Below are 19,184 nucleotides of genomic sequence, written 5' to 3'. Positions count from 1 at the left end.
CGCAACTGAGGCCGTGAGACGCCGCATTTCCGGCTCTTGCTGTGATCTCCGGCGCGCCTGCGAGCGAATTTCGTCCATGAACCTCAGCCGCCTCAGGACTCAGCCACCGATGCCAACACCTGTCGCGTGCGCGCGGCCCAGGCCTGTTGCATCAGCCCGGCGTTGTAAGGATGCTCCACAGAACGGGCCGCAGTGAACAGCTCACGCGACCAGGTGGACAAAGTGAACCAGCGAGGCGGCGCAGGCAATTGATCGGCTGAAAAAAAGCGGGTGGGTGCACCGGCGCGGTGGGCCATGAGGTCGTGGCACAGCTTCTGAAGCACATCCAGCTGCTGGGCCGGCGGCCAGTCGGCCATCAGGGACCAGTCCCCTCGGGCCAGTGCCTGAGGCAACTGGGACCAGGCCTGCGCCTGCAGGCCAACAGAGGCCCAACGCAAGGCGTCGGCCGGGCGTCCGCCTGCGGCCTGCAACCAGGCATTGGCCAGTTCTGGCGGTACGGACTTGCCGGTGAGTTGGCTGGCTGCAGCCTGCAACCAGTGCAGTGCTTCAGCGTCGCCCGGCCAGAACATGACGTGGGTCTGACAACGGCTGCGGATGGTGGGCAACAACTGGTGTGCGGCCTCGGTTGCCAGCACGAAGCGCACCTCGCCAAGCGGCTCTTCCAGCGTCTTGAGCAAGGTGTTGGCAGACTCGTTGTTCATGCGATCGGCCGGAAAAATCAAAATCACCTGTGCCGCGCCGCGCGAACGGGTGAGCTGTGTAAAGGTCACGGCGTCGCGTGCGGCATCCACACGGATCAGCTTGCTGGGCTTGCGCTTCTTGTCGTCGATTTCCTTCTGGGCCGCTTCGTCCAGTGGCCACCCCAGCTCCAGACACAGGGTTTCGGGCATCAGCACGCGCAGATCGGCGTGGGTTCGCACGTCGATCGCATGGCAACTCCCGCATAGGCCACAAGCGCCATGCGCTGTAGGCTTTTCGCAGAGCCAGGCACGCGCGAGCGCCAACGCAAGATCGTATTGACCCAATCCGGACGGGCCTGCGAGCAAGAGCGCGTGCCCGCGTTGCGCGAGCAGCCCTTCCAGCTGCCTTTGCAGCCATGGTGCGAGTGCCTCGGTCCCGGCGCCGCGACTGGACTCACTCATGCCGCACTTTCGGGTGGTAGCCAGCCCTTGTCGATGAATACCTGTCTCACATCGCGCCAGACGAGCGCCTTGGCCTGATCGGCATGGATGCGCGCGAATCGCGCCGGATCGGCCTGCATGCGCTGCGCATACCCCTGCGCCACCTGGCTGAAAAAGGCCGCGGGTTGCGACTCGAAGCGGTCGGGCACGCGGGCGGTGGCCAGGCGTTCGGCGGCCACCTGGGCTGGCAGGTCGAACCAGACCGTGAGATCGGGTTGGCGCAGGCGCCCGGGGTCATTGGGCAGGTGCTGAACCCACTGTTCCAGCTGGCTGAGCACAGACAGATCAAAGCCCCGGCCGTAGCCCTGGTACGCGAAGGTGGCATCGGTGAAGCGATCGCACAGGACGACGTCACCACGGGCCAGCGCAGGTTCGATCACCTGGGCCAGATGGTCGCGCCGGGCGGCGAACATCAGCAGCGCTTCGCACAACGGGTCCATGGCGTCATTGAGCACAAGTGCCCGGAGCTTTTCAGCCAGGGGCGTGCCGCCAGGCTCCCGAGTGAGCGTGACCTTTCGCCCCAGCGACTGGAACGCAGCGGCCAGGTCTGCGATGTGCGTGGATTTGCCTGCACCATCGATGCCTTCAAAGCTGACAAAAAGACCGGTGATGGACATCTGGAAAAAGGATGATGGTTGTTCAGCGCTGAAGAATGTAGCGGCGCACGGCGGCGTTGTGTTCGTCCAGCGTGGCACTGAACTGGCTGGAACCGTCGCCGCGGGACACAAAGTACATGGCGTTGGTGGCCTCGGGGCGTACCGCGGCCATCAGCGAGGCCTGCCCCGGCATGGCAATGGGTGTGGGGGGAAGGCCGGCGCGGGTGTAGGTGTTGTAGGGTGTGTCGGTTTGCAGATGCACGCGGCGCAGGTTGCCGTCAAAAGCCTCGCCCAGTCCGTAAATCACGGTGGGATCTGTCTGAAGGCGCATGCCGATGCGCAAGCGGTTGCTGAAGACACCACCCACGAGCGCCCGATCGCTTTCCTGCCCGGTTTCTTTTTCGATGATGCTGGCAAGGATCAAGGCCTCTTCGGGCGAACGCAACGGGGTGTTGGGCAGGCGCTGTGCCCAGGCATCGCCCAGACGCTGCTCCATGGCCCGCGCCGCCGCACGCAGGATGCTCGACGCCGGCGCACGCTTGACCACGCGGTAAGTATCGGGGAAAAACCGCCCCTCAGGATGCACGCCGGGGTAGCCGATCAAGGCCATGATTTCCCCATGCGACAAGCCTTCCAGATCGGGGGAGAGATCAGGCGAGGTGCGCACGGCCTGAAGCACCTGCCTGACATTCCACCCTTCCACGAGGGTCACACTGCGCAGCGCCTGATCACCGCGCACCAGTTTGTCAAGCAGGGTTCTGGGTGTGGTGCCCGGCGGAAACTCGTAGCTGCCCGCCTTGATGTTGCGAGACTGACCCGAGGCGCGAAACCAGGCATACAGGACGACCGGGGGAAGGGTGACACCCGCGTCTGATAGCGACTCTGCCACCGCCCTGGCAGAAGAACCGGCGTCGATGGTGACTTCAAGTGGCGCTTGGTCTGTGACGGTGGCCTCCATGGCCAGGGGGCTCTGCAGCCACCAGATGGCCAACGCGTAACCCAGCACACCCAGCAGCAATGCCGTCGAGATCAGGCGTTTGAACAGGCTGATCACGGGCTCGATGCCTGCAGGGGCATATGTGTTGAGGTCGTAGTTTTCATGGGTGGGAGATGATAATCGAGCCCTTGGCTGGGGCCGCACTTGGCCGCGTTCGATCATGGCCTGCCCGACAGCAGGCATGAGCCCTCGCCTTTTGCCTTCATTTACTGTTTCAACATGAGCGACACCTCCAATCCCTCCCCCGATTCTCTCGCGCTCAACACGCCCGACTTGCAGGGCGCGGCACGCTTGAACCGTCTGGGCGTGATTCGGGTTCAAGGCGCAGATGCCGCCCAGTTTCTGCATGGCCAGCTGACCCAGGATTTCGCCTTGCTTGGCCCTTCTGAGGCAAGACTGGCCGCATTCTGCTCGGCCAAGGGGCGCATGCTGGCGAGCTTCATAGGTGTCAAGCGCGGCGATGACGAGATTTTGCTGGTGTGCAGCCGTGACCTGTTGCCTCCCACGCTCAAGCGGTTGAGCATGTTCGTACTGCGCGCAAAAGCCAAGATCAGTGATGCCAGCGACGAGTTTCAGGTGTGGGGACTGGCGGGTTCAGCGGTGCCGAGGACATTGCCCGAAAAAGTCTGGAGCAAAACAGCCATCAATGACGCGCTGGTGGTTCGCCTGTATCCGGCAAGTACCACGCCTCGCGCACTGTGGCTCGCACCTGCTGAGCAACCCGCACCGCAGGCCCCCTTGCTCAACGAAACCGACTGGGATTGGCTGGAAGTGATGAGCGGCGTGGCCATGCTGGGCCAGCCTGTGGTGGAAGCTTTTGTGCCCCAGATGCTCAACTATGAATCGGTGGGCGGCGTCAACTTCAAAAAGGGCTGTTACCCGGGTCAGGAGGTGGTGGCACGCAGCCAGTTCCGGGGCACGCTCAAGCGTCGGGCTTACATCGTGCACAGTGCCTCGCCGCTCGAAATCGGCCAGCCCGTGTTTCACGAAAGTGATGCCGAACAGCCCTGCGGCACGGTGGCAGCGGCGGGTGCCCGGCCGGGTGACGGGTGGAATGCCATCGTGTCCATGCAGACCAGCGCGGCCGCATCGGGCCGGCTCAATGCCGGCTCACCCGATGGCCCTCCACTTCAACTGCTTGAACTGCCCTACCCCTTGCTCGAAGATATCTGAGCCCTGAGCCGACCTCGCCATGTGCCTGATCGCCTTCGCCATCGGCATGAGCCCGTCGCGACCACTGATGGTCGCGAGCAACCGCGACGAGTTCTTTGAGCGACCCACGGCACCCTTGCACCGGTGGGTCTTGCCCGACAGCACGAGGGAAATCTGGTCTGGCCGGGACTTGAAAGACGGTGGCACCTGGCTGGGCGTGACTGCCGCGGGCCGGGTGGCGATGCTCACCAATGTGCGCGGCGCGGGCGAGAGGCGAGCGAAAAGAAGCCGGGGTCAGCTGCCCCTGCGGTGGCTGCAGGGTGATCTGGACTGGCCAGACATGGTCGCGGGCATCCGTGCCGGCGACTATGCAGGGTTCAATCTGGTGGTGGGTGATTTTCATCGCGGTGTGTGGGGCTGGGTGGGCAACCGCTCACCTCAAGCGCCGCACGAAGACGCCCAGTCCAGCCTCCACCACCGGCTTCTCTCACCAGGGGTGTACAGCCTGTCGAACGCCGCACTGGACACGCCGTGGCCCAAATCACAGCGACTGGCGCACGCCATGCGCATGTCGGTAGAGCAAAGTGCCTTCGACGCGGAACGAACTCTGACGCAGGCTCTGTCTGATGCAGCGGTCGCCGCGGCCAGTGAACTGCCCCGCACGGGTGTACCGGTAGACGCCGAAAGATCGCTGTCCAGCGCCTTTGTGCACATACCGGATCGCCACTACGGCACCCGCAGCAGCATGCTGCTGCGGGTTGATCGTCCGGGGTCCACCAGCACGAACCAGTGGCGGGTCCAGATGGACGAGTGGACGCACGCCCCGCCTGCAGATCAAAACCAGCCGCACCGATGGTCGGAGCGGCAGCGGGTCAGCGAAAGCCTGACCTGGTAATCAGGCCAACGACTTGAACATTTCCTGATGGGGTATGCCGGCTTCTTCAAAGGGTTCACCGCGAGGTGAGAAGCCCAGGCGCAGATAAAAGCCCTCGGCGCTGCGTTGGGCGTGCAGCTCCACTTCATGCGCACCGGCGGCCTTGCCCGCATCCATCAGTGCAAAAAGCACCTGCCGCCCCAGGCTGCCACCGCGCAGGACACGGTTCACGGCCATTCGGCCAATCTTCACCGTCCCGGCGCCGGCGTTCAGCAGGCGTCCAGTGGCCATGGGGTGTCCCAGGCGGTTGTAGGCCACGGCGTGCACGGCCGTGGCATCGGCTTCGTCCCACTCCAGTTCCTTGGGAATGCGCTGCTCTTCGACGAACACCGCTGTGCGAATACGTTGCGCATCGGCGCCCAGTTCGCTCCAAGGTCCCACCTTAACCTCGGTCATGGCTTCGCCGGCCTCGTAGCCGAGCAGGATATCCCGCAGGGCCTGGGGTACCGGGCGCGAGGTCTGGGTGGCCGGGTCGGCAAACACGTAGACGAGTTCGCCACTGATCAGGTGCTCGTCGCCGCGAAAAATGGCGCCGGTGAAAACGATGGAGGACCTGCCCACACGTTCACACTTCATGGCCACATCGATCTGGTCGTCCGCCTTGGCCGATGCGTGATATTCCACCGTGGCCTTGACCACGTACAGATCGCCGTCGAGCGCGTGCATGGACGCCTCGTAGGGCAACGCGAGCGCCCGCCAGTAGTCGGTGATGGCCGTATCGAAATACATCAGGTAGTGGGCATTGAAGACGATCTTCTGCATGTCCACTTCGGCCCAGCGCACGCGCAGGCGATGGAAAAAGCGGAAGTCGGCACGGGTCAGCGACATGGCGGGGTCTCCGTAATGGTGTTTTCTTCGGGAAAGGTCAAAGGCAGGAGGATAGTGGGTTGCGCCCCTTCATGCATGGGCACCCATGGGAGACCGACCAAGTCGGCCCAGGCGGTACGATGCGCCTCCATGCGCATCTTGTTTTGCCTGCTTCCCCTCTCGTTCGCCGCTGCACCAGCGCTTGGCGAAGTGGTGCAGTCGCTTGAGGTCAAGACCTACAACGTGTCGCTCCGGCCAGACATGTCGCTGCGCGATGCCATCAGTGCCGCGTCCCCCATCCGCCATGGTGGCAAGGTTTTCCATGGTTTCACACGATGGCATGTGAACTGGCAGCTCTGGTGGAACAACACCCCCGACGGACGCTGCGAAATCCACAAGACGCAGACCCGGGTCACCGGTGTCATCACCCTGCCAGAGCTCCAGCAAGGCGCGCCCGTCGAGGTTCGCCAGACGTTTGACCGGTACGTGACCGCTCTGCGAAGTCACGAGATGGGTCACTACCAGTTCGCCCTGGACGCTGCCAGTCAGATCGACCGCCAGATACTGGCCCTGACCCCACAAGCCACCTGTACCTTGCTTGAATTGACGGCCAACGGTATCGGGCGACGGATTCTGGAAGACGCGATCCGGGAAGAGATCGAGTACGACCGCCGGACCCGGCACGGCCGAACCGAGGGCGTCACTCTGACACCGTAGGGGCACGCGTGGTCGGAAAAGTGGTCAGATGCGCCAAGCACGGCGCAACGCCCGCGCTGCGTCGTTGTGCGCGGTCAGCGCCTGCGGGATGGCTCTTGCAAACTGAATGAACCCGTGGACCACGCCCGCGTAGATCTCCAGGTCGACGGGCACGCCCGCCATGCGCATGCGATCCGCGTACATCACGCCCTCGTCGACCAGCGGGTCGCACTCGGCCAGACCCATCCATGTGGGTGCTACGCCTTCCAGGTCCCGGACGTTGCCACTGGTGCCCACGCCATCCAATGGCGCGAAGCGCCAGTCGTTGCGTTCGGTTGGTTCGTTGAGGTAGTGATCGAAGAAGTAACTGATGTGCGGCTCCTCCAGCAGAAACCCCTTGGCAAAGCTGTGGTGCGAGGGCGTGTCCTGGTGGCCCGCACACCCAGGGTAGAACAACAACTGCAAGGCCAGCGCCCAACCGGCGTCCCGCGCCGCAATGGCCGTGACCGCCGCCAGCGTGCCCCCTGCACTGTCACCTCCAATGGCCATGCGCGTGCCGTCGAGACGGAGATCCTCGGCATGCTCACGCAACCAGTCCAGGCTGTCCCATGCGTCGTGCACCGCGGTCGGGAACTTCCAGTCCGGTGCAAGTCGGTAGTCCACCGACACCACGGCGCATTCGGCCAGGTGAGCCAGGTGCCGGCACAGTGGCTCGTGGGTGGCCACGCTCCCCACCGTGAATCCCCCGCCATGAAAGTACAGCAGCGCGGGCAAGGCGGTGTCCGACGCTGGCGCAAACAGGCGCGCCGGGAGCGTGTGACCATCACGCGCCGGGATCTGCAGATCCTCCACCCGCGCCAGCTTGTGCGGCGGCAGATCCAGCACGCTGGCGCCCGCTGCATACGCCTGCTTGGCCTGCGCGGGAGAGAGTGCGTGCATGGGTGGATGTCCGGCTCGGGCGATGCGATCAAGCAGGGTGCGTGAGGCGGGTGTGAGCAGCGCTCTGGGGTTGGGGTGTTTCGACATGAAGGTCTGAAGGTGTCTTTTGCGGGACCGAGTGCACCGCATTCAGTTTGGATGCGAGGGCCAAGGCGGCTTATAGTTTTCTGCCAACTCCACACCATAACGCGAGACAACCATGTCCCAGATCCTGTATGTGACCAATATCCTGATCGACTTCGGCGCCCTGGCCCAACTGAAGGCTGAATGTGAACGTGTGGGTATCACGCGCCCCCTGATCGTGACCGACGCGGGTGTGAAAGCCGCTGGGCTGCTGGAAAAGGCAGTGGCTGCTCTGCCCGGATTGCCGGTGGCAGTGTTTGACCAAACGCCTTCCAACCCCACCGAAGCTGCCGTGCGCGCTGCTGTCGAGGTCTACCGCCGGGAAAACTGCGACGGCCTGATCGCGCTCGGGGGCGGCAGTTCGATCGATTGTGCCAAAGGGCTGGCAATTGCCGCGACACACGAAGGCCCGCTGAAGCACTACGCCACGATCGAGGGCGGTTCGCCCCGCATCACCGACCGGGTGCCACCCCTGATCGCCGTGCCCACCACGGCCGGCACCGGCAGCGAAGTTGCGCGCGGCGCCATCGTGATCGTGGACGACGGCCGCAAGCTGGGCTTCCACAGCTGGCACCTGGTGCCCAAAACCGCCCTGCTCGACCCCGAACTCACCCTGGGCCTGCCTCCCATGCTGACAGCTGCCACTGGCATGGACGCGATTGCCCACTGCATGGAAACCTTCATGGCGCCAGCCTTCAACCCGCCCGCAGACGGCATTGGCCTGGACGGCCTGCGGCGCGGCTGGGCACACATCGAACGGGCCACCAAGGACGGACAGGACCGCGAAGCGCGGCTGAACATGATGAGCGCTTCCATGCAGGGCGCCATGGCGTTTCAGAAGGGACTGGGTTGCGTGCACTCGCTCAGTCACAGCCTGGGCGGGGTCAATCCCCGGCTCCACCACGGCACGCTCAACGCCATGTTCCTGCCGGCGGTGATCCGCTTCAATGCCGAAGCCGAGTCGATGCAGAACGAACAGCGACTGCAGCGCATGGCGCACGCCATGGGATTGCAGAGCGGCAGCGACATTCCAGAGGCCATCAAGGACATGAACGCCCGCCTGGGCCTGCCCAGCGGGTTGGCCGCCATGGGGGTGACGACCGACCTGTTCGACAAAGTGATCACCGGCGCACTGGCCGACCACTGCCACAAGACAAACCCCCGCATCGCCACGGTCAATGAGTACCGTGGCATGCTGGAAGCCTCCATGTGATACCCGAAAGCCGCTTCCGATGACGCCTCTATCCTCCATCCCGCTGTCCATGCTTGACCTCGTCGCCGTGCGCGAAGGCGGGACGGTCGCGGATGCGCTGGCCATTGCGCTGCGCACTGCGCAGCATGCGGAAGCATTGGGGTTCAAGCGGTACTGGCTGGCCGAGCACCACAACATGAGCGGCATCGCCAGTTCGGCCACTGCTGTGCTGGTCGGTCACATTGCGGGCGGTACACAACGCATGCGTGTCGGGTCGGGCGGTGTGATGCTGCCCAATCACGCGCCATTGGTGGTGGCCGAGGCCTTTGGCACGCTGGCCGAGCTCTACCCCGGCCGGATCGACCTGGGACTGGGTCGCGCACCAGGTACCGATCCGCTGACCATGCGGGCCCTGCGTCGAGACCGGGTGGAAACCGAGGCCGATTTTCCACGTGATGTTGCCGAACTGCAGCGCTTGCTGGGCCCGGCCCAGCCAGGCCAACGGCTGATCGCCATGCCCGGAGCGGGCACAGAGGTGCCCATCTGGTTGCTGGGCTCCAGCCTGTTTTCTGCGCAGCTCGCGGCGGAGCGCGGTCTGCCCTACGCTTTTGCCTCGCATTTCGCCCCTCGGCTGCTGCTGCAGGCGCTGGACCTCTACCGCAGCCGTTTCCAACCTTCGGCCACGCTGAGCAAGCCCTATGCGATCGTGGGTGTGCCCCTCGTGGCGGCACCGACAGACGAAGAAGCCGACTACTTGGCCAGCAGCACCTACCAGCGCGTGCTGGGCATTCTCACGGGCCAGCGCGGGCAGCTGCCACCGCCTGTGCACAACTACATGCAACAACTGCACGCTCAGGAGCGCGCAGCCATTGCCGATTTTCTGGCCTGTGCCGTGATTGGCAGCCCCCACACCGTGCGCGAGGGCCTGACGGCCCTGGCGGCCACCACGGAGGCGGACGAACTGATGCTGGTGTGCGATGTGTTCGATCCTGCGCTGCGCCTTCGCTCTCTGACATTGGCAGCGCAGGCCTGCGCAGAGAAGACTGCAGATCCCGTCGCTGGTTGACGCGAGACGGCGCTTAGGCGCCGTTGAGGAACGACGCCAGATACCGCAAAGCGCCCTCTCCCGCTTGGCGCCCGGTGGACAAGCAGGCTGTGAGCAGATAACCCCCTGTGGGCGCTTCCCAGTCGATCATTTCCCCCGCGCAGAACACGCCTGGTTTGTCCTGCAGCATGAGCTGCGCATTCATGGCGGCCCATGACACACCGCCCGCCGTGCTGATGGCCTCATCAATGGGGCGCGGCGCCACCACCGTCACCGGCAGGGCCTTGATGGCGGCTGCCAGCTGCTGCGGATCGTGCAGCGCGTCCTTGTCAAGCAGCTCATTCAATATGGCCATGCGGATGCCGTCCAGACCCAGCCTGCTTTTGAGGTGGCTGGAAAGGCTGCGCGCGCCACGGGGGTGCGCCACCTGGGCCCGCACCTGTTCCAGCGAGCGATCCGGTTGCAGGTCCAGGTGAAAAGTGGCCTGACCGTGCGATGCAATGGTTTCCCGCAACTGGGCCGAAACGGCGTAGATCAGGCTACCCTCGACACCGTTGGCAGTGGCCACGAATTCACCCCGGCGGGCAAAGTGGCGCCCGTCATGCCCAGTGAACGACAGGCTGACCGCCTTGAAGGGCTGGCCGGCGAAACGTTCGACGAAAAAAGGGCTCCAGCCCGCGCAAGCGCCATGCCGTGATGTGCCTGCGACATCAAAACCACAGTTGCTGGGGCGCAGGGGCGAGACCGCAATGCCTGCGGATTTCAGTGGCGCCACCCACGCACCATCTGAGCCCAGCCGGGCCCAGCTGGCGCCGCCGAGCGCCAGCACAACGGCACGTGCGTGCACGAACGCCTCACCCGCAGGTGACTGCAGCCGCAGACCGATCCGTCCTACGGGTGCATCGGTCCAGCCAGTCCAGCGATGCCGCATATGGAACTGCACCGCTGCGCCCTTCCCCGCCGGGTGACGCAGGCGCTGCAGCCATGCGCGCAGCAGGGGGGCCGCCTTCATGTCAGTGGGAAACACCCGGTGCGACGAACCCACAAAGGTGTCGATACCCAGACTGCTGGCCCAGTCGCGCACCGCTTGTGCGCCAAACGCCTCGAGCATGGGCTGCAAAGCTGAAGCGGCTTCGGCGTAGCGCGCCACGAAGGCGTCGAAGGGTTCAGCGTGGGTGAGATTCATGCCACCCTTGCCCGCCAGCAGAAACTTGCGTCCCACCGACGGCATGGCATCGAAAAGGTGCACCGCTGCACCACCTGCGCTCAGCACCTCCGCGGCCATGAGGCCCGCAGGTCCGCCGCCCAGCACCGCTACATCGACTTGCAGCGGCGCCGGCGTGATGTGTTGTTCCTGTAATGGGTGGTTGATCATCCGGGCGTGTCCTCGGGCGACAGCTCAATGAGTTCGCCGTTCTTGCTGATGAAGGCCACGCGGACGGTCTCTCCCGGGCAGGTTTGTGCCACGGCACGGCGGTAGCGCTGCATCTGGGCCAACAGGGCCGGTTGCTGTTCCGGATGTGCGGCGCTCTTGTAATCAAGCACCCACCAGGCGCCGGGGCTCGAAGCCGTGGCCACTTCCCGCACCAGCCGATCCAGCCGCAACAGCTCGCCCTGGTGAAACAGATCCACTTCGTTGCCCCAATACGCCAGGCGCTCGGCATCCCAGGCCCAGGCGGCCGCCCCCTTCACGATGCGTTGGGCCACGGACCTTGCGTGCTCGGTCTGCGCTGCATCCAGATCAAATTCCCGCGCCACGGCCTGCAGGTGCAAGTCCGTCCAATCAAAGTCCATCGCGGGAGTGGGATACCACTGCAGCAACCGGTGCAGCGCCAGTCCAATCCGACGGGTGTGATCGCCCTGGACGTCGATCTGCGAATCGGATGCTGGTGGGGCCGTGACGGCAGGCACTGCCACTGGCGCGGTCAACGCGGGCAGGCAAGGCAATTCAAACTTCTCACGCTCGCCAGACTCTGGGCTGGCTTCGGCGGCATGGCCTGTGGGCACCTCGACCGCCTGGGCCCGCGGTGCCAGCCGCTGGTACCAGGTGACCGCTTGGCCGCGCCGATGCGGCTCAAAGCTGGAGATCACCAAGCGGTGTTCGGCCCGGGTCAGCGCCACGTACAGTGCATTCAACTCCTCCAGGGCGCGGGCCCTTTGCTCCACCTGCAGCACTTCGGCCGCACAGACGGGAGGTGACTTTTCGCTGGCCAGAAAGACAAAACGGCTGGGGGTCTGGTTTTCACCGGGCCAGTCGACCAGCACACCCATGCTGTCCGGGCGGGAGGATGGCGCGTCGGTATCGAGCAGGAGAACGGTGTGGGCCTCCAGCCCTTTGGCACCGTGGATGGTGAGCAGGCGCACCGCCCCCGCCGTCTGGACCGGCGTGGCCTTGATGCCCCCGGCTTTGAGTGCACGCACAAACCGGTAGGCCGTCAGGAAGCGGCCGCCTTCCTGGGTCAGGGACTGCAACAACAGGTCACGCAACTGAGCGAGCACCGCAGCGCGCTGGCTCGCGGGCACAGCCTGGGCATACCGGGCCAGCGCATCGCTGTGGTCAAAGATGGCCGACAAGGCGTCGTGAGGCGGCAAGCGGGCCAGCCATTCACGGTAGAGCGACAGCTGACCTGCGCTCGCGGCCAGCAAGTCGGCTTGCTCACGGGCGTGTTCAGGCGTTGGACAGGCCGAGGCCAGCAAAGCCACCTGCTCCTGCGCAGGCAGCGCTTCGAATCGTTGAAGCACCTCCCACCACGACGGAGACACCGATCGGGGGGCGGCGGGCGTCTCTGCGGAATCGCTGGGCTCGGTGCGCGTCGTCCACCGCAAGCGCAACCGGGCAATCTGCGCCAGCAGGTCATCGCTGAACCCCAGCAACGGCGACTTGAGCGCGCGGGCCAGGCTCAGATCGTGCGAGGGAGAAACCAGCGCATCCAGCAGGGCCACCACGTCCTGCACGGCAGGCGCTTCGCACAGGTCCACCTTTTCGGGCTGCTCGCTCGGAATGCCCCGCTCCAGCAATGCCTCGTGCATCCAGCCCAGCCGCTCCCGACGACGGGAAAGCACCATCACGTCCTCGGCATGCAAGCGCCCCGACGCAATCTCTGCCGCCACCCAGTCGGCGGCCTGGCGGGCTTCAAGTGCCGACATGCTGTCTTCAGGCAATACCCTTGGCGTCACCAGGCTGTCGCGCCAGACCGGCTCGTCGTCGACCCCACCACGGGACGCACCCGCTCTCGCATCCCGCGGTACCTGCGGCAGTGCCAGCACCACGCCCTCTTCCCGGCTCTCGGTGGTGTGGCTGCGGTAGTCGCTGCCGTACTCGCCGCTGGCCAGAGCATCGAGCATGACGCTGTTGAAGGCATCCACCACACCGGTGGCGCAGCGTCGCGTGTGGTCACAGCTGAGCAAGGCGCCCGAAAGCCCATTGACGACGAAGCTTTGCGCCGCCTTGAACACCTGGGGTTCGGCGCGCCGGAACCGGTAGATGGATTGCTTGGGGTCACCCACCAGAAACACGCAGGGCGCTTCGCCCACCCCGGCACCGGCGTAGGCCGACAACCACCCGTACAGCGCCTGCCACTGCAGCGGATTGGTGTCCTGGAATTCGTCGATCAGCAGATGGCGCACGCGGGCGTCCAGCCTTTGCTGCATCCAGCCAGAGATTTCGCTGTCTCCCAGCAATCTCAGCGCGGCTCCTTCCACGTCGTTCATGTCGACCCAGCCGCGTTCCCGCTTGAGTTCGGCATAGGACGCGAGCAGCACACGCGACAGCCGAGCCATGCGCTGGTGATGCGACCAGGCCTGATGCTGGCGTCTGGCGGTGCACAGGTCCAGCAGTTCCAACTCCGCATCTTGAGCGGCGACGAACTTGGTCAGGTGGTTGGTGAGGCGGTCTTCGCTGGCCACGAAGAAGGCCTTGCGCAGCATTGCCAGCCGCGCAGGCATGTGCGCAGGTTCGTCCGGCAACTGAAAGGCGTCGAGCACGGCACGCGCGGCGGTCACAGGCGTCTTGTTGGTCTCGCGGCCCAGCTCCTGGGCTCTGGCCAGCCAGCGCTCTCGCACGCCGGGCTGCAACAAGGCCTGTTCGGGGGATCGCAGGCTGGCCCATCGGGGGTACAACTCGCCAAAAGGCTTCACAGAGCTTTCCACCACCCCAACGCCGTCTGCCAGCGTGAACTCCACGCGCTTTTGCAACGCGTTTTCCAGGGCCTTGAGGGTCTGATGGCGACCGTGCTCGGCCACCGCGTCCATAAAATCCTGTTTGCTTTGAACATCGCCGGCGACAGCGCCATAGAAGCGGGGCCACACCAGCGCCACGGCCTGTGCGTCGTCTTCCAGGAGTTCGTACTGCGGTGGCAGTCTCAGTTCCTGCAGCACGGACAGCGGAGCTCCCCGCAGCAGGGAAGCGAACCAGCCATGAAATGTGCGTACCTGCACCTGGCGGCCCAAGGTGTTCAGCCGTTGATGCAGCGTGCGCAGCTCGGGAGCACGAAGCACTGCGTCGGGAGCACTCAGGCCTCGCGCGCGTAGCTCACTCGCCAGTTCGGCGTCCGGGAGGGTGGCACATCGGCGCAACTCGCCATTGAGGCGGTCGCGCATTTCGCCCGCGGCCTTCTTGGTGAAGGTGATGGCCAGAATGTCTTGCGCGGCACAACCATCGAGCAAGGCCCTCAAGATGCGCGAGACCAGCATCCAGGTCTTCCCTGCACCAGCACAGGCCTCGACCGCGATGCTGCGATGGGGATCACAGGCCAGCGCATAGAACGCCTCGCGCTCAGCAGGCTGCCCGTTGATTCGATAGGCGGGCATTTTCATTGCTGCCCCCAGAAATCCTTGCGGCACAAGCCACGGGCCGCACAGTAATCACAAGCCTGCCCTTCGCCCAGTGCGGGCATGGCTTGCCCACCCGCGACGCGCGACATGTCGTGCACAAGTCCCTTGCGCAGTTCTTCCCGTGCCATGAGCACGTCTTCCTGCTCCACCCACAGCGTGGAAGCCTCCTTGGGGCCGTCGCCTCGCTTGTCGGTGATGCTCAGGTACGCTGCCCTGAGGTTGTCCTGTGGCAACAGCGCAGCGTAGAACGCCAGCTGGGTGTCTTCCAGAGGTTCCTTGACGCGATCCAGCGTCCTTGCCCGGCTCTCGGTCTTGTAGTCGATCACCAGGGGAATGGGGCCTTCTGGTGAACCCTGGACATCGACCCGGTCCAGTTTGCCGTACAGCTTCCATGGCCCGAGCGGTACTTCACGCGCCACCTCAGCCATCTCGAAACGCGGACCTGCGCCACTCTCCCGGGATTCATAGCCCGCCAGCCACGCCAGGTAGCCCTCGCGCAACGCGGGCCACATGGCCTCAAAAGGCAGAAAGCCAGCCGCGCTTTCGTCTGCATTGAGCCCCATGGCGTCGGCGGTCTCTACAGCCAGCTGATCCAGTCGCAGCCGGTCGGCCTGCTCCCCCGGGCGGGCATCCCCGCGCTGCTCGTGAAAAGCGCGCAGCACGGCGTGCAGCCAGTTGCCCATGTCGCGCTGGTCGGGCGCTTCATCGAGTTCCGGTGTCTCTGTCAGTCTGAGCTGCCTTAAGGCGAAGAAGCGATAGGGGCAGTGGCGCAGGTCCTGGTAGGCGCTGGCCGACAACCTCTCAGGCAACAGATCGCTCGCGGAGGGTGTCGGTCGAGGTGCCACCTGCGCAACGAGTGAACGCATGGGTCGGCGGTCAGTGCCATGATCGCCTGTGGCGCCCGCAACGGCGATGCGAGAAAACGCCGGCAACGCCTGCACCCAGGCGCTGGCCAGCATGGACTCGCCGCGCTCCTGGCTGCGCCACAGAATGTCCAGTTGGGGCGTGGCCAGCGTGGCTTGCCATGCGCCTGCTGCGGCCTCAGCCAGCGCGGCGCGTGACGGAAGGCCCAGAACCATGCGTTGTTCGGCGGTCCACTGTCCCGGTGGCTCTGGGCTGGTGGGAAGGTGCACTTCATCGCAGCCCGGCACCACCGCCGCCTTGAAACCCCTCCCCAGCAATTGCGCCATGGGCAGAACCACCACCAAGGGGTCGGCACCGTGCCTGGCGGTGAAGCTGGCACCTTCCAGCACGTTTTGCACCCAGTCACCCAAAGCCGACAGCGACATGCGCCCGCCGGTACCGGATCCCTGCTTTTTCTGACTGTCTTCCACGTTGGCCGTCTGTGTCAAAGCCTGGCTCACGGCCAGGAGCTCTTCTGCTCCGGCGCGGCCCAGCCGCAAGGCGCGAATCAGCTGCTGGCCAGCCTCGTCCAACTGGAGCGGATCCCACATCCCGCAGCCCATCAATGCGGTTGAGGTATCCGTGAGCCACTGACTCAACGTCCGTGGCGGTTGCAACGCCACCAGCAGCGGTGGCAGATCCGCTGGCACCACGTCGGCCAGGGCGGGCGTTTTCAGCACCGCTCGCCAGCGCGATGCACCGGCCTCGCGGGCGGCCCGCTCCAGTCGCTGGATCTGCGCATCGTTCCAGGCTGGCGCCAGTTTCATCCAGTCCAGCACGTCATCGGTACGTGCATTCGGGCCGGCCGCACGCAGCAGCGCCATCACCTGCGACGCTGCGTGTGTGGTAGACAGCCTCCAGCCAGTTTCATCACGAACCGCCACGCCCGCACCCGTCAGCATGGCGCTGATGCGCCGCACCAGGATCCGGTCGTTGGCCACCAGAGCCACCGGCGCCAGCCCCGAATTGACGCGGGTCAGCACACAGGCCGCCGCCTGTTGCGCCTCGTCCTCGCTGTCGGCGCAGCGGAGCATGTGTGCGTGCTGACCCAGGTGCGGGTCATCCGCCTGGTCGATCAAGGGCAGCACGGTCGCCCGCTCTCCCCAGTGCCTGACCAGCGCCTTCGCCAACGGGTCGTCATGAAAACCGGGGACCACCAGCATCGCGTCCGCCAGGATGCCCGGTTGGGCTGCAGGCCCCCACAGCGCGTCGGTGGCAAAGGAAGAGGTGCCGGCCCACGTGAGCGCCAAGGAGCCCAGCAGCGACTCCCAGTGCAGCGCTGTCGGCCTCAGCCGGAGCTGTTCCTGAAGTGAGTTGGCCCAGGCCAGCCGCTGTTCGGGCGCAATGGCAGCGGCAGCCGGCGCCAGTTGCGTGGCCGCTTCGATCAGCCGGGAAACCATCAGGGCTCGAATGGCCGGATCCGTTCGCGCTTTGGCCACCCGCTCCACAAAAGACGCTGCGACCAGACTGTCGCGGGCCATGTCCATGCTCAGATCGGTTGCACCCGGAAAGAAGGGTTGCAGAGAGGTCGCCAGATTCCGGCTCGATTCGAAACGGGGCGGGAACCCGCCGGGGTGCAGCAAGCCCCAGGCTCGCCTGCCCTCTTCCATCAGCTGCGCGTAAGGCACCAGTACCAGCACCCGTCCGGGCTTGACGCCATGCTGTGCGGTCAATCGATGGATCGCCTCCGCCAAGCGCGACCACTGGGGATCGAGTTTCGCCGGAGCCGCGCCTTCGGTGCTGCTCGCCATAGGCAGACCGGAATCGTCGGACTGTCCTGCAGGATTCATGGAATAGGGGTTTCTGTCACAATGACGTCGTTGACGCTGAAGCGGTTGGCCTCATGGCTCCCGCTGATGGTGTACAGACTTTAACTTCCCCGTTCAACGTTCCTTAGGAAGATACATGGCCAGCGACCTGATCAAACACGTTTCTGATGCAAGCTTCAAGGCCGATGTGCTGGACGCACAGGCGCCCGTGCTGGTCGATTTCTGGGCCGAATGGTGCGGCCCATGCAAAATGATTGCCCCTATCCTCGACGAGGTGGCCGGCACTTACGACGGCAAATTGAAGATTGCCAAGCTCAATGTGGACGACAACCGCGACGTGCCCGCCAAGTTTGGCATTCGCGGCATTCCGACGCTGATCCTGTTCAAGGGCGGCCAACCGGCAGCCACCAAGGTGGGCGCGTTGAGCAAGGCACAGCTGACTGCCTTCATCGACCAGCAGCTGTCCTGATTCCCGATCGCAACAAGCAGTCCACAAAGCACATGCCGGGTGCAATGCCCGAATCCCATGCGCCGGACTGCTTTTTTCCTGTCATAATTTCGCCAGAGCTGCACTGACAGAGTCCAGCCTCACCCCAGCGCACCGTCTGACAACCAGACGCCGGCGCACCCTCCCCCCGGTTTTTGACTCAACTCCCTCTCGGAGTGAATTCCATGCACCTCAACGAACTCAAGGCACTGCACGTGTCTGAAGTCCTCAAGCAGGCAGAAGCCCTTGAGATCGAAAACACCGGCCGCATGCGCAAGCAGGAGCTCATGTTTGCCATCATCAAGAAGCGCGCCAAAGGCGGCGAACTGGTGAATGCCGACGGCGTGCTTGAAGTGTTGCCCGACGGTTTCGGCTTCCTGCGGGCGCCCGACACCAGCTACACCGCCAGCACCGACGACATCTACATTTCGCCGAGCCAGATCCGCCGCTTCAACCTGCACACCGGCGACATGATCGAGGGTGAGGTTCGGATCCCGAAGGATGGCGAGCGCTACTTTGCCCTGAACAAGCTCGACAAGATCAACGGCCTGCCCCCCGAGGACAACAAGCACAAGATCATGTTCGAGAACCTGACGCCGCTGTTCCCCAAGGAACAGATGCGCCTGGAACGTGACATCAAGAGCGACGAAAACATCACCGGCCGGGTGATCGACATCATTTCCCCCATCGGCCGAGGCCAGCGCGCACTGATCGTGGCACCGCCAAAGAGCGGCAAGACGGTGATGATGCAGCACATCTGCCACGCCATTGCAGCCAACCACCCCGAGGTGGAGCTGATGGTGCTGCTGGTCGACGAGCGCCCCGAAGAAGTGACCGAAATGCAGCGCACCGTGCGCGGCGAAGTCATTGCCTCCACTTTCGACGAACCTGCAGCGCGCCACGTGCACGTGGCCGAAATGGTGATCGAGCGCGCCAAGCGCCTGGTCGAGCTGAAAAAAGACGTGGTGATCATGCTCGACTCGATCACTCGTCTGGCTCGCGCCTACAACAACGTGCTGCCCTCCAGCGGCAAGGTGCTCACCGGCGGTGTGGACGCCAATGCGCTGCAGCGCCCCAAGCGCTTTTTTGGTGCAGCGCGCAAGATTGAAGAAGGCGGTTCGCTCACCATCATCGCCACCGCGTTGGTCGACACCGGCTCGCGCATGGACGAAGTGATCTTTGAAGAATTCAAGGGCACCGGCAACTGCGAAATCCACCTCGACCGCCGTCTGTACGAAAAACGCGTGTTCCCTTCCATCCAGCTCAACCGCAGCGGCACCCGCCGGGAAGAGCTGCTGCTGCAGCCCGAGATCTTGCAAAAAACCCGCATCCTGCGCCAGTTCATGTACAACATGGACGAAATCGAGGCCATGGAGATGGTGCTCAAGAGCATGAAATCAACCAAGAACAACTCCGAGTTCTTCGACATGATGCGGCGAGGTGGCTAACGCCCCTGCGTGCTAGAATCCAAAGCTTTGCTAATCGCGACAAGTACAGGGAAATGGTTTCCCTGCGGCTGCCGCACCTGAC

The 19,184-nt window shown here is 64.5% G+C and carries 15 protein-coding genes; 7 read left to right on the top strand and 8 right to left on the bottom strand.

Going from position 1 to position 19,184, the window contains the following annotated elements:
• Positions 1 to 92: 92 nt before the first annotated feature.
• From J2W49_RS04395 to mltG, 3 genes are read right to left on the bottom strand one after another with little or no spacing between them, the layout of a single operon-like run.
• Complete coding sequence (locus tag J2W49_RS04395; RefSeq protein ID WP_310311946.1) at positions 93 to 1,142, bottom strand: DNA polymerase III subunit delta'; 1,050 nt, start codon at positions 1,140 to 1,142, stop codon at positions 93 to 95.
• Complete coding sequence (tmk, locus tag J2W49_RS04390; protein ID WP_310311943.1) at positions 1,139 to 1,798, bottom strand: dTMP kinase; 660 nt, start codon at positions 1,796 to 1,798, stop codon at positions 1,139 to 1,141. The genes J2W49_RS04395 and tmk overlap by 4 nt, the downstream gene beginning before the upstream one ends.
• Positions 1,799 to 1,820: 22 nt before the next feature.
• The gene (mltG, locus tag J2W49_RS04385) at positions 1,821 to 2,957 is read right to left on the bottom strand and encodes an endolytic transglycosylase MltG (RefSeq protein WP_310311940.1); all 1,137 of its coding nucleotides are present in this window, start codon (positions 2,955 to 2,957) and stop codon (positions 1,821 to 1,823) included.
• Between the two features lie 36 nt (positions 2,958 to 2,993).
• Between mltG and ygfZ the strand changes: the two genes are divergently transcribed.
• Both ygfZ and J2W49_RS04375 read left to right on the top strand, forming a co-directional pair.
• Complete coding sequence (gene ygfZ / locus J2W49_RS04380; protein ID WP_310311939.1) at positions 2,994 to 3,947, top strand: CAF17-like 4Fe-4S cluster assembly/insertion protein YgfZ; 954 nt, start codon at positions 2,994 to 2,996, stop codon at positions 3,945 to 3,947.
• Positions 3,948 to 3,966: 19 nt separating this feature from the next.
• The gene (locus J2W49_RS04375) at positions 3,967 to 4,821 is read left to right on the top strand and encodes an NRDE family protein (protein WP_310311936.1); all 855 of its coding nucleotides are present in this window, start codon (positions 3,967 to 3,969) and stop codon (positions 4,819 to 4,821) included.
• Here J2W49_RS04375 and J2W49_RS04370 read toward each other — a convergent pair whose 3' ends face one another.
• Complete coding sequence (locus J2W49_RS04370; RefSeq protein ID WP_310311934.1) at positions 4,822 to 5,688, bottom strand: YbgC/FadM family acyl-CoA thioesterase; 867 nt, start codon at positions 5,686 to 5,688, stop codon at positions 4,822 to 4,824.
• Between the two features lie 129 nt (positions 5,689 to 5,817).
• Between J2W49_RS04370 and J2W49_RS04365 the strand changes: the two genes are divergently transcribed.
• Positions 5,818 to 6,384 carry a DUF922 domain-containing Zn-dependent protease gene (locus tag J2W49_RS04365; RefSeq protein WP_310311931.1) on the top strand — a complete coding sequence of 189 codons (567 nt, stop codon included), beginning with the start codon at positions 5,818 to 5,820 and terminating at the stop codon, positions 6,382 to 6,384.
• Between the two features lie 24 nt (positions 6,385 to 6,408).
• On the opposite strand, the gene J2W49_RS04360 is transcribed toward J2W49_RS04365, so the two are convergent.
• On the bottom strand, positions 6,409 to 7,389 hold the full coding sequence (locus J2W49_RS04360) for an alpha/beta hydrolase (protein ID WP_310311929.1): 981 nt from the start codon (positions 7,387 to 7,389) through the stop codon (positions 6,409 to 6,411).
• A 112-nt stretch (positions 7,390 to 7,501) separates the two neighbouring features.
• Here J2W49_RS04360 and J2W49_RS04355 point away from each other — a divergent pair, with 112 nt between their 5' ends.
• Together J2W49_RS04355 and J2W49_RS04350 are read left to right on the top strand one after the other, a co-directional pair.
• Entirely contained in the window at positions 7,502 to 8,638 is a 1,137-nt protein-coding gene (locus J2W49_RS04355; RefSeq protein ID WP_310311927.1) for an iron-containing alcohol dehydrogenase, read from the top strand.
• 19 nt (positions 8,639 to 8,657) lie between these two features.
• The gene (locus J2W49_RS04350) at positions 8,658 to 9,683 is read left to right on the top strand and encodes an LLM class flavin-dependent oxidoreductase (protein ID WP_310311924.1); all 1,026 of its coding nucleotides are present in this window, start codon (positions 8,658 to 8,660) and stop codon (positions 9,681 to 9,683) included.
• Between the two features lie 13 nt (positions 9,684 to 9,696).
• Here J2W49_RS04350 and J2W49_RS04345 read toward each other — a convergent pair whose 3' ends face one another.
• Genes J2W49_RS04345 through J2W49_RS04335 form a run of 3 tightly spaced genes read right to left on the bottom strand, consistent with a single transcriptional unit; the run spans position 9,697 to position 17,188 of the window.
• Positions 9,697 to 11,037, bottom strand: coding sequence for a TIGR03862 family flavoprotein (locus tag J2W49_RS04345; RefSeq protein WP_310311922.1), 1,341 nt, complete (start codon positions 11,035 to 11,037; stop codon positions 9,697 to 9,699).
• Complete coding sequence (locus J2W49_RS04340) at positions 11,034 to 14,477, bottom strand: UvrD-helicase domain-containing protein (RefSeq protein ID WP_310311918.1); 3,444 nt, start codon at positions 14,475 to 14,477, stop codon at positions 11,034 to 11,036. The genes J2W49_RS04345 and J2W49_RS04340 overlap by 4 nt, the downstream gene beginning before the upstream one ends.
• The gene (locus J2W49_RS04335; protein WP_310311915.1) at positions 14,474 to 17,188 is read right to left on the bottom strand and encodes a PD-(D/E)XK nuclease family protein; all 2,715 of its coding nucleotides are present in this window, start codon (positions 17,186 to 17,188) and stop codon (positions 14,474 to 14,476) included. The genes J2W49_RS04340 and J2W49_RS04335 overlap by 4 nt, the downstream gene beginning before the upstream one ends.
• 115 nt (positions 17,189 to 17,303) lie before the next feature.
• Between J2W49_RS04335 and trxA the strand changes: the two genes are divergently transcribed.
• A complete protein-coding gene (trxA, locus tag J2W49_RS04330) occupies positions 17,304 to 17,636 on the top strand; it encodes a thioredoxin TrxA (protein WP_304914535.1) in 333 nt (110 codons plus the stop codon).
• A gap of 203 nt (positions 17,637 to 17,839) precedes the next feature.
• A complete protein-coding gene (gene rho / locus J2W49_RS04325; RefSeq protein ID WP_304914534.1) occupies positions 17,840 to 19,102 on the top strand; it encodes a transcription termination factor Rho in 1,263 nt (420 codons plus the stop codon).
• The last annotated feature ends 82 nt before the right edge of the window (positions 19,103 to 19,184 follow it).

The organism is Hydrogenophaga palleronii, from assembly GCF_031457455.1.
In the GTDB taxonomy this organism is placed as follows: Bacteria; Pseudomonadota; Gammaproteobacteria; order Burkholderiales; family Burkholderiaceae_C; genus Hydrogenophaga; species Hydrogenophaga palleronii_A.
This window is presented reverse-complemented; position numbering and strand designations above follow the sequence as displayed.

Excerpts from the sequence above, each read along its gene's own strand:
- J2W49_RS04395 (WP_310311946.1), bottom strand. The coding sequence starts at position 1,142 with ATGAGTGAGTCCAGTCGCGGCGCCGGGACCGAGGCACTCGCACCATGG.
- tmk (WP_310311943.1), bottom strand. The coding sequence starts at position 1,798 with ATGTCCATCACCGGTCTTTTTGTCAGCTTTGAAGGCATCGATGGTGCA.
- mltG (WP_310311940.1), bottom strand. The coding sequence starts at position 2,957 with ATGCCTGCTGTCGGGCAGGCCATGATCGAACGCGGCCAAGTGCGGCCC.
- ygfZ (WP_310311939.1), top strand. The coding sequence starts at position 2,994 with ATGAGCGACACCTCCAATCCCTCCCCCGATTCTCTCGCGCTCAACACG.
- J2W49_RS04375 (WP_310311936.1), top strand. The coding sequence starts at position 3,967 with ATGTGCCTGATCGCCTTCGCCATCGGCATGAGCCCGTCGCGACCACTG.
- J2W49_RS04370 (WP_310311934.1), bottom strand. The coding sequence starts at position 5,688 with ATGTCGCTGACCCGTGCCGACTTCCGCTTTTTCCATCGCCTGCGCGTG.
- J2W49_RS04365 (WP_310311931.1), top strand. The coding sequence starts at position 5,818 with ATGCGCATCTTGTTTTGCCTGCTTCCCCTCTCGTTCGCCGCTGCACCA.
- J2W49_RS04360 (WP_310311929.1), bottom strand. The coding sequence starts at position 7,389 with ATGTCGAAACACCCCAACCCCAGAGCGCTGCTCACACCCGCCTCACGC.
- J2W49_RS04355 (WP_310311927.1), top strand. The coding sequence starts at position 7,502 with ATGTCCCAGATCCTGTATGTGACCAATATCCTGATCGACTTCGGCGCC.
- J2W49_RS04350 (WP_310311924.1), top strand. The coding sequence starts at position 8,658 with ATGACGCCTCTATCCTCCATCCCGCTGTCCATGCTTGACCTCGTCGCC.
- J2W49_RS04345 (WP_310311922.1), bottom strand. The coding sequence starts at position 11,037 with ATGATCAACCACCCATTACAGGAACAACACATCACGCCGGCGCCGCTG.
- J2W49_RS04340 (WP_310311918.1), bottom strand. The coding sequence starts at position 14,477 with ATGAAAATGCCCGCCTATCGAATCAACGGGCAGCCTGCTGAGCGCGAG.
- J2W49_RS04335 (WP_310311915.1), bottom strand. The coding sequence starts at position 17,188 with ATGAATCCTGCAGGACAGTCCGACGATTCCGGTCTGCCTATGGCGAGC.
- trxA (WP_304914535.1), top strand. The coding sequence starts at position 17,304 with ATGGCCAGCGACCTGATCAAACACGTTTCTGATGCAAGCTTCAAGGCC.
- rho (WP_304914534.1), top strand. The coding sequence starts at position 17,840 with ATGCACCTCAACGAACTCAAGGCACTGCACGTGTCTGAAGTCCTCAAG.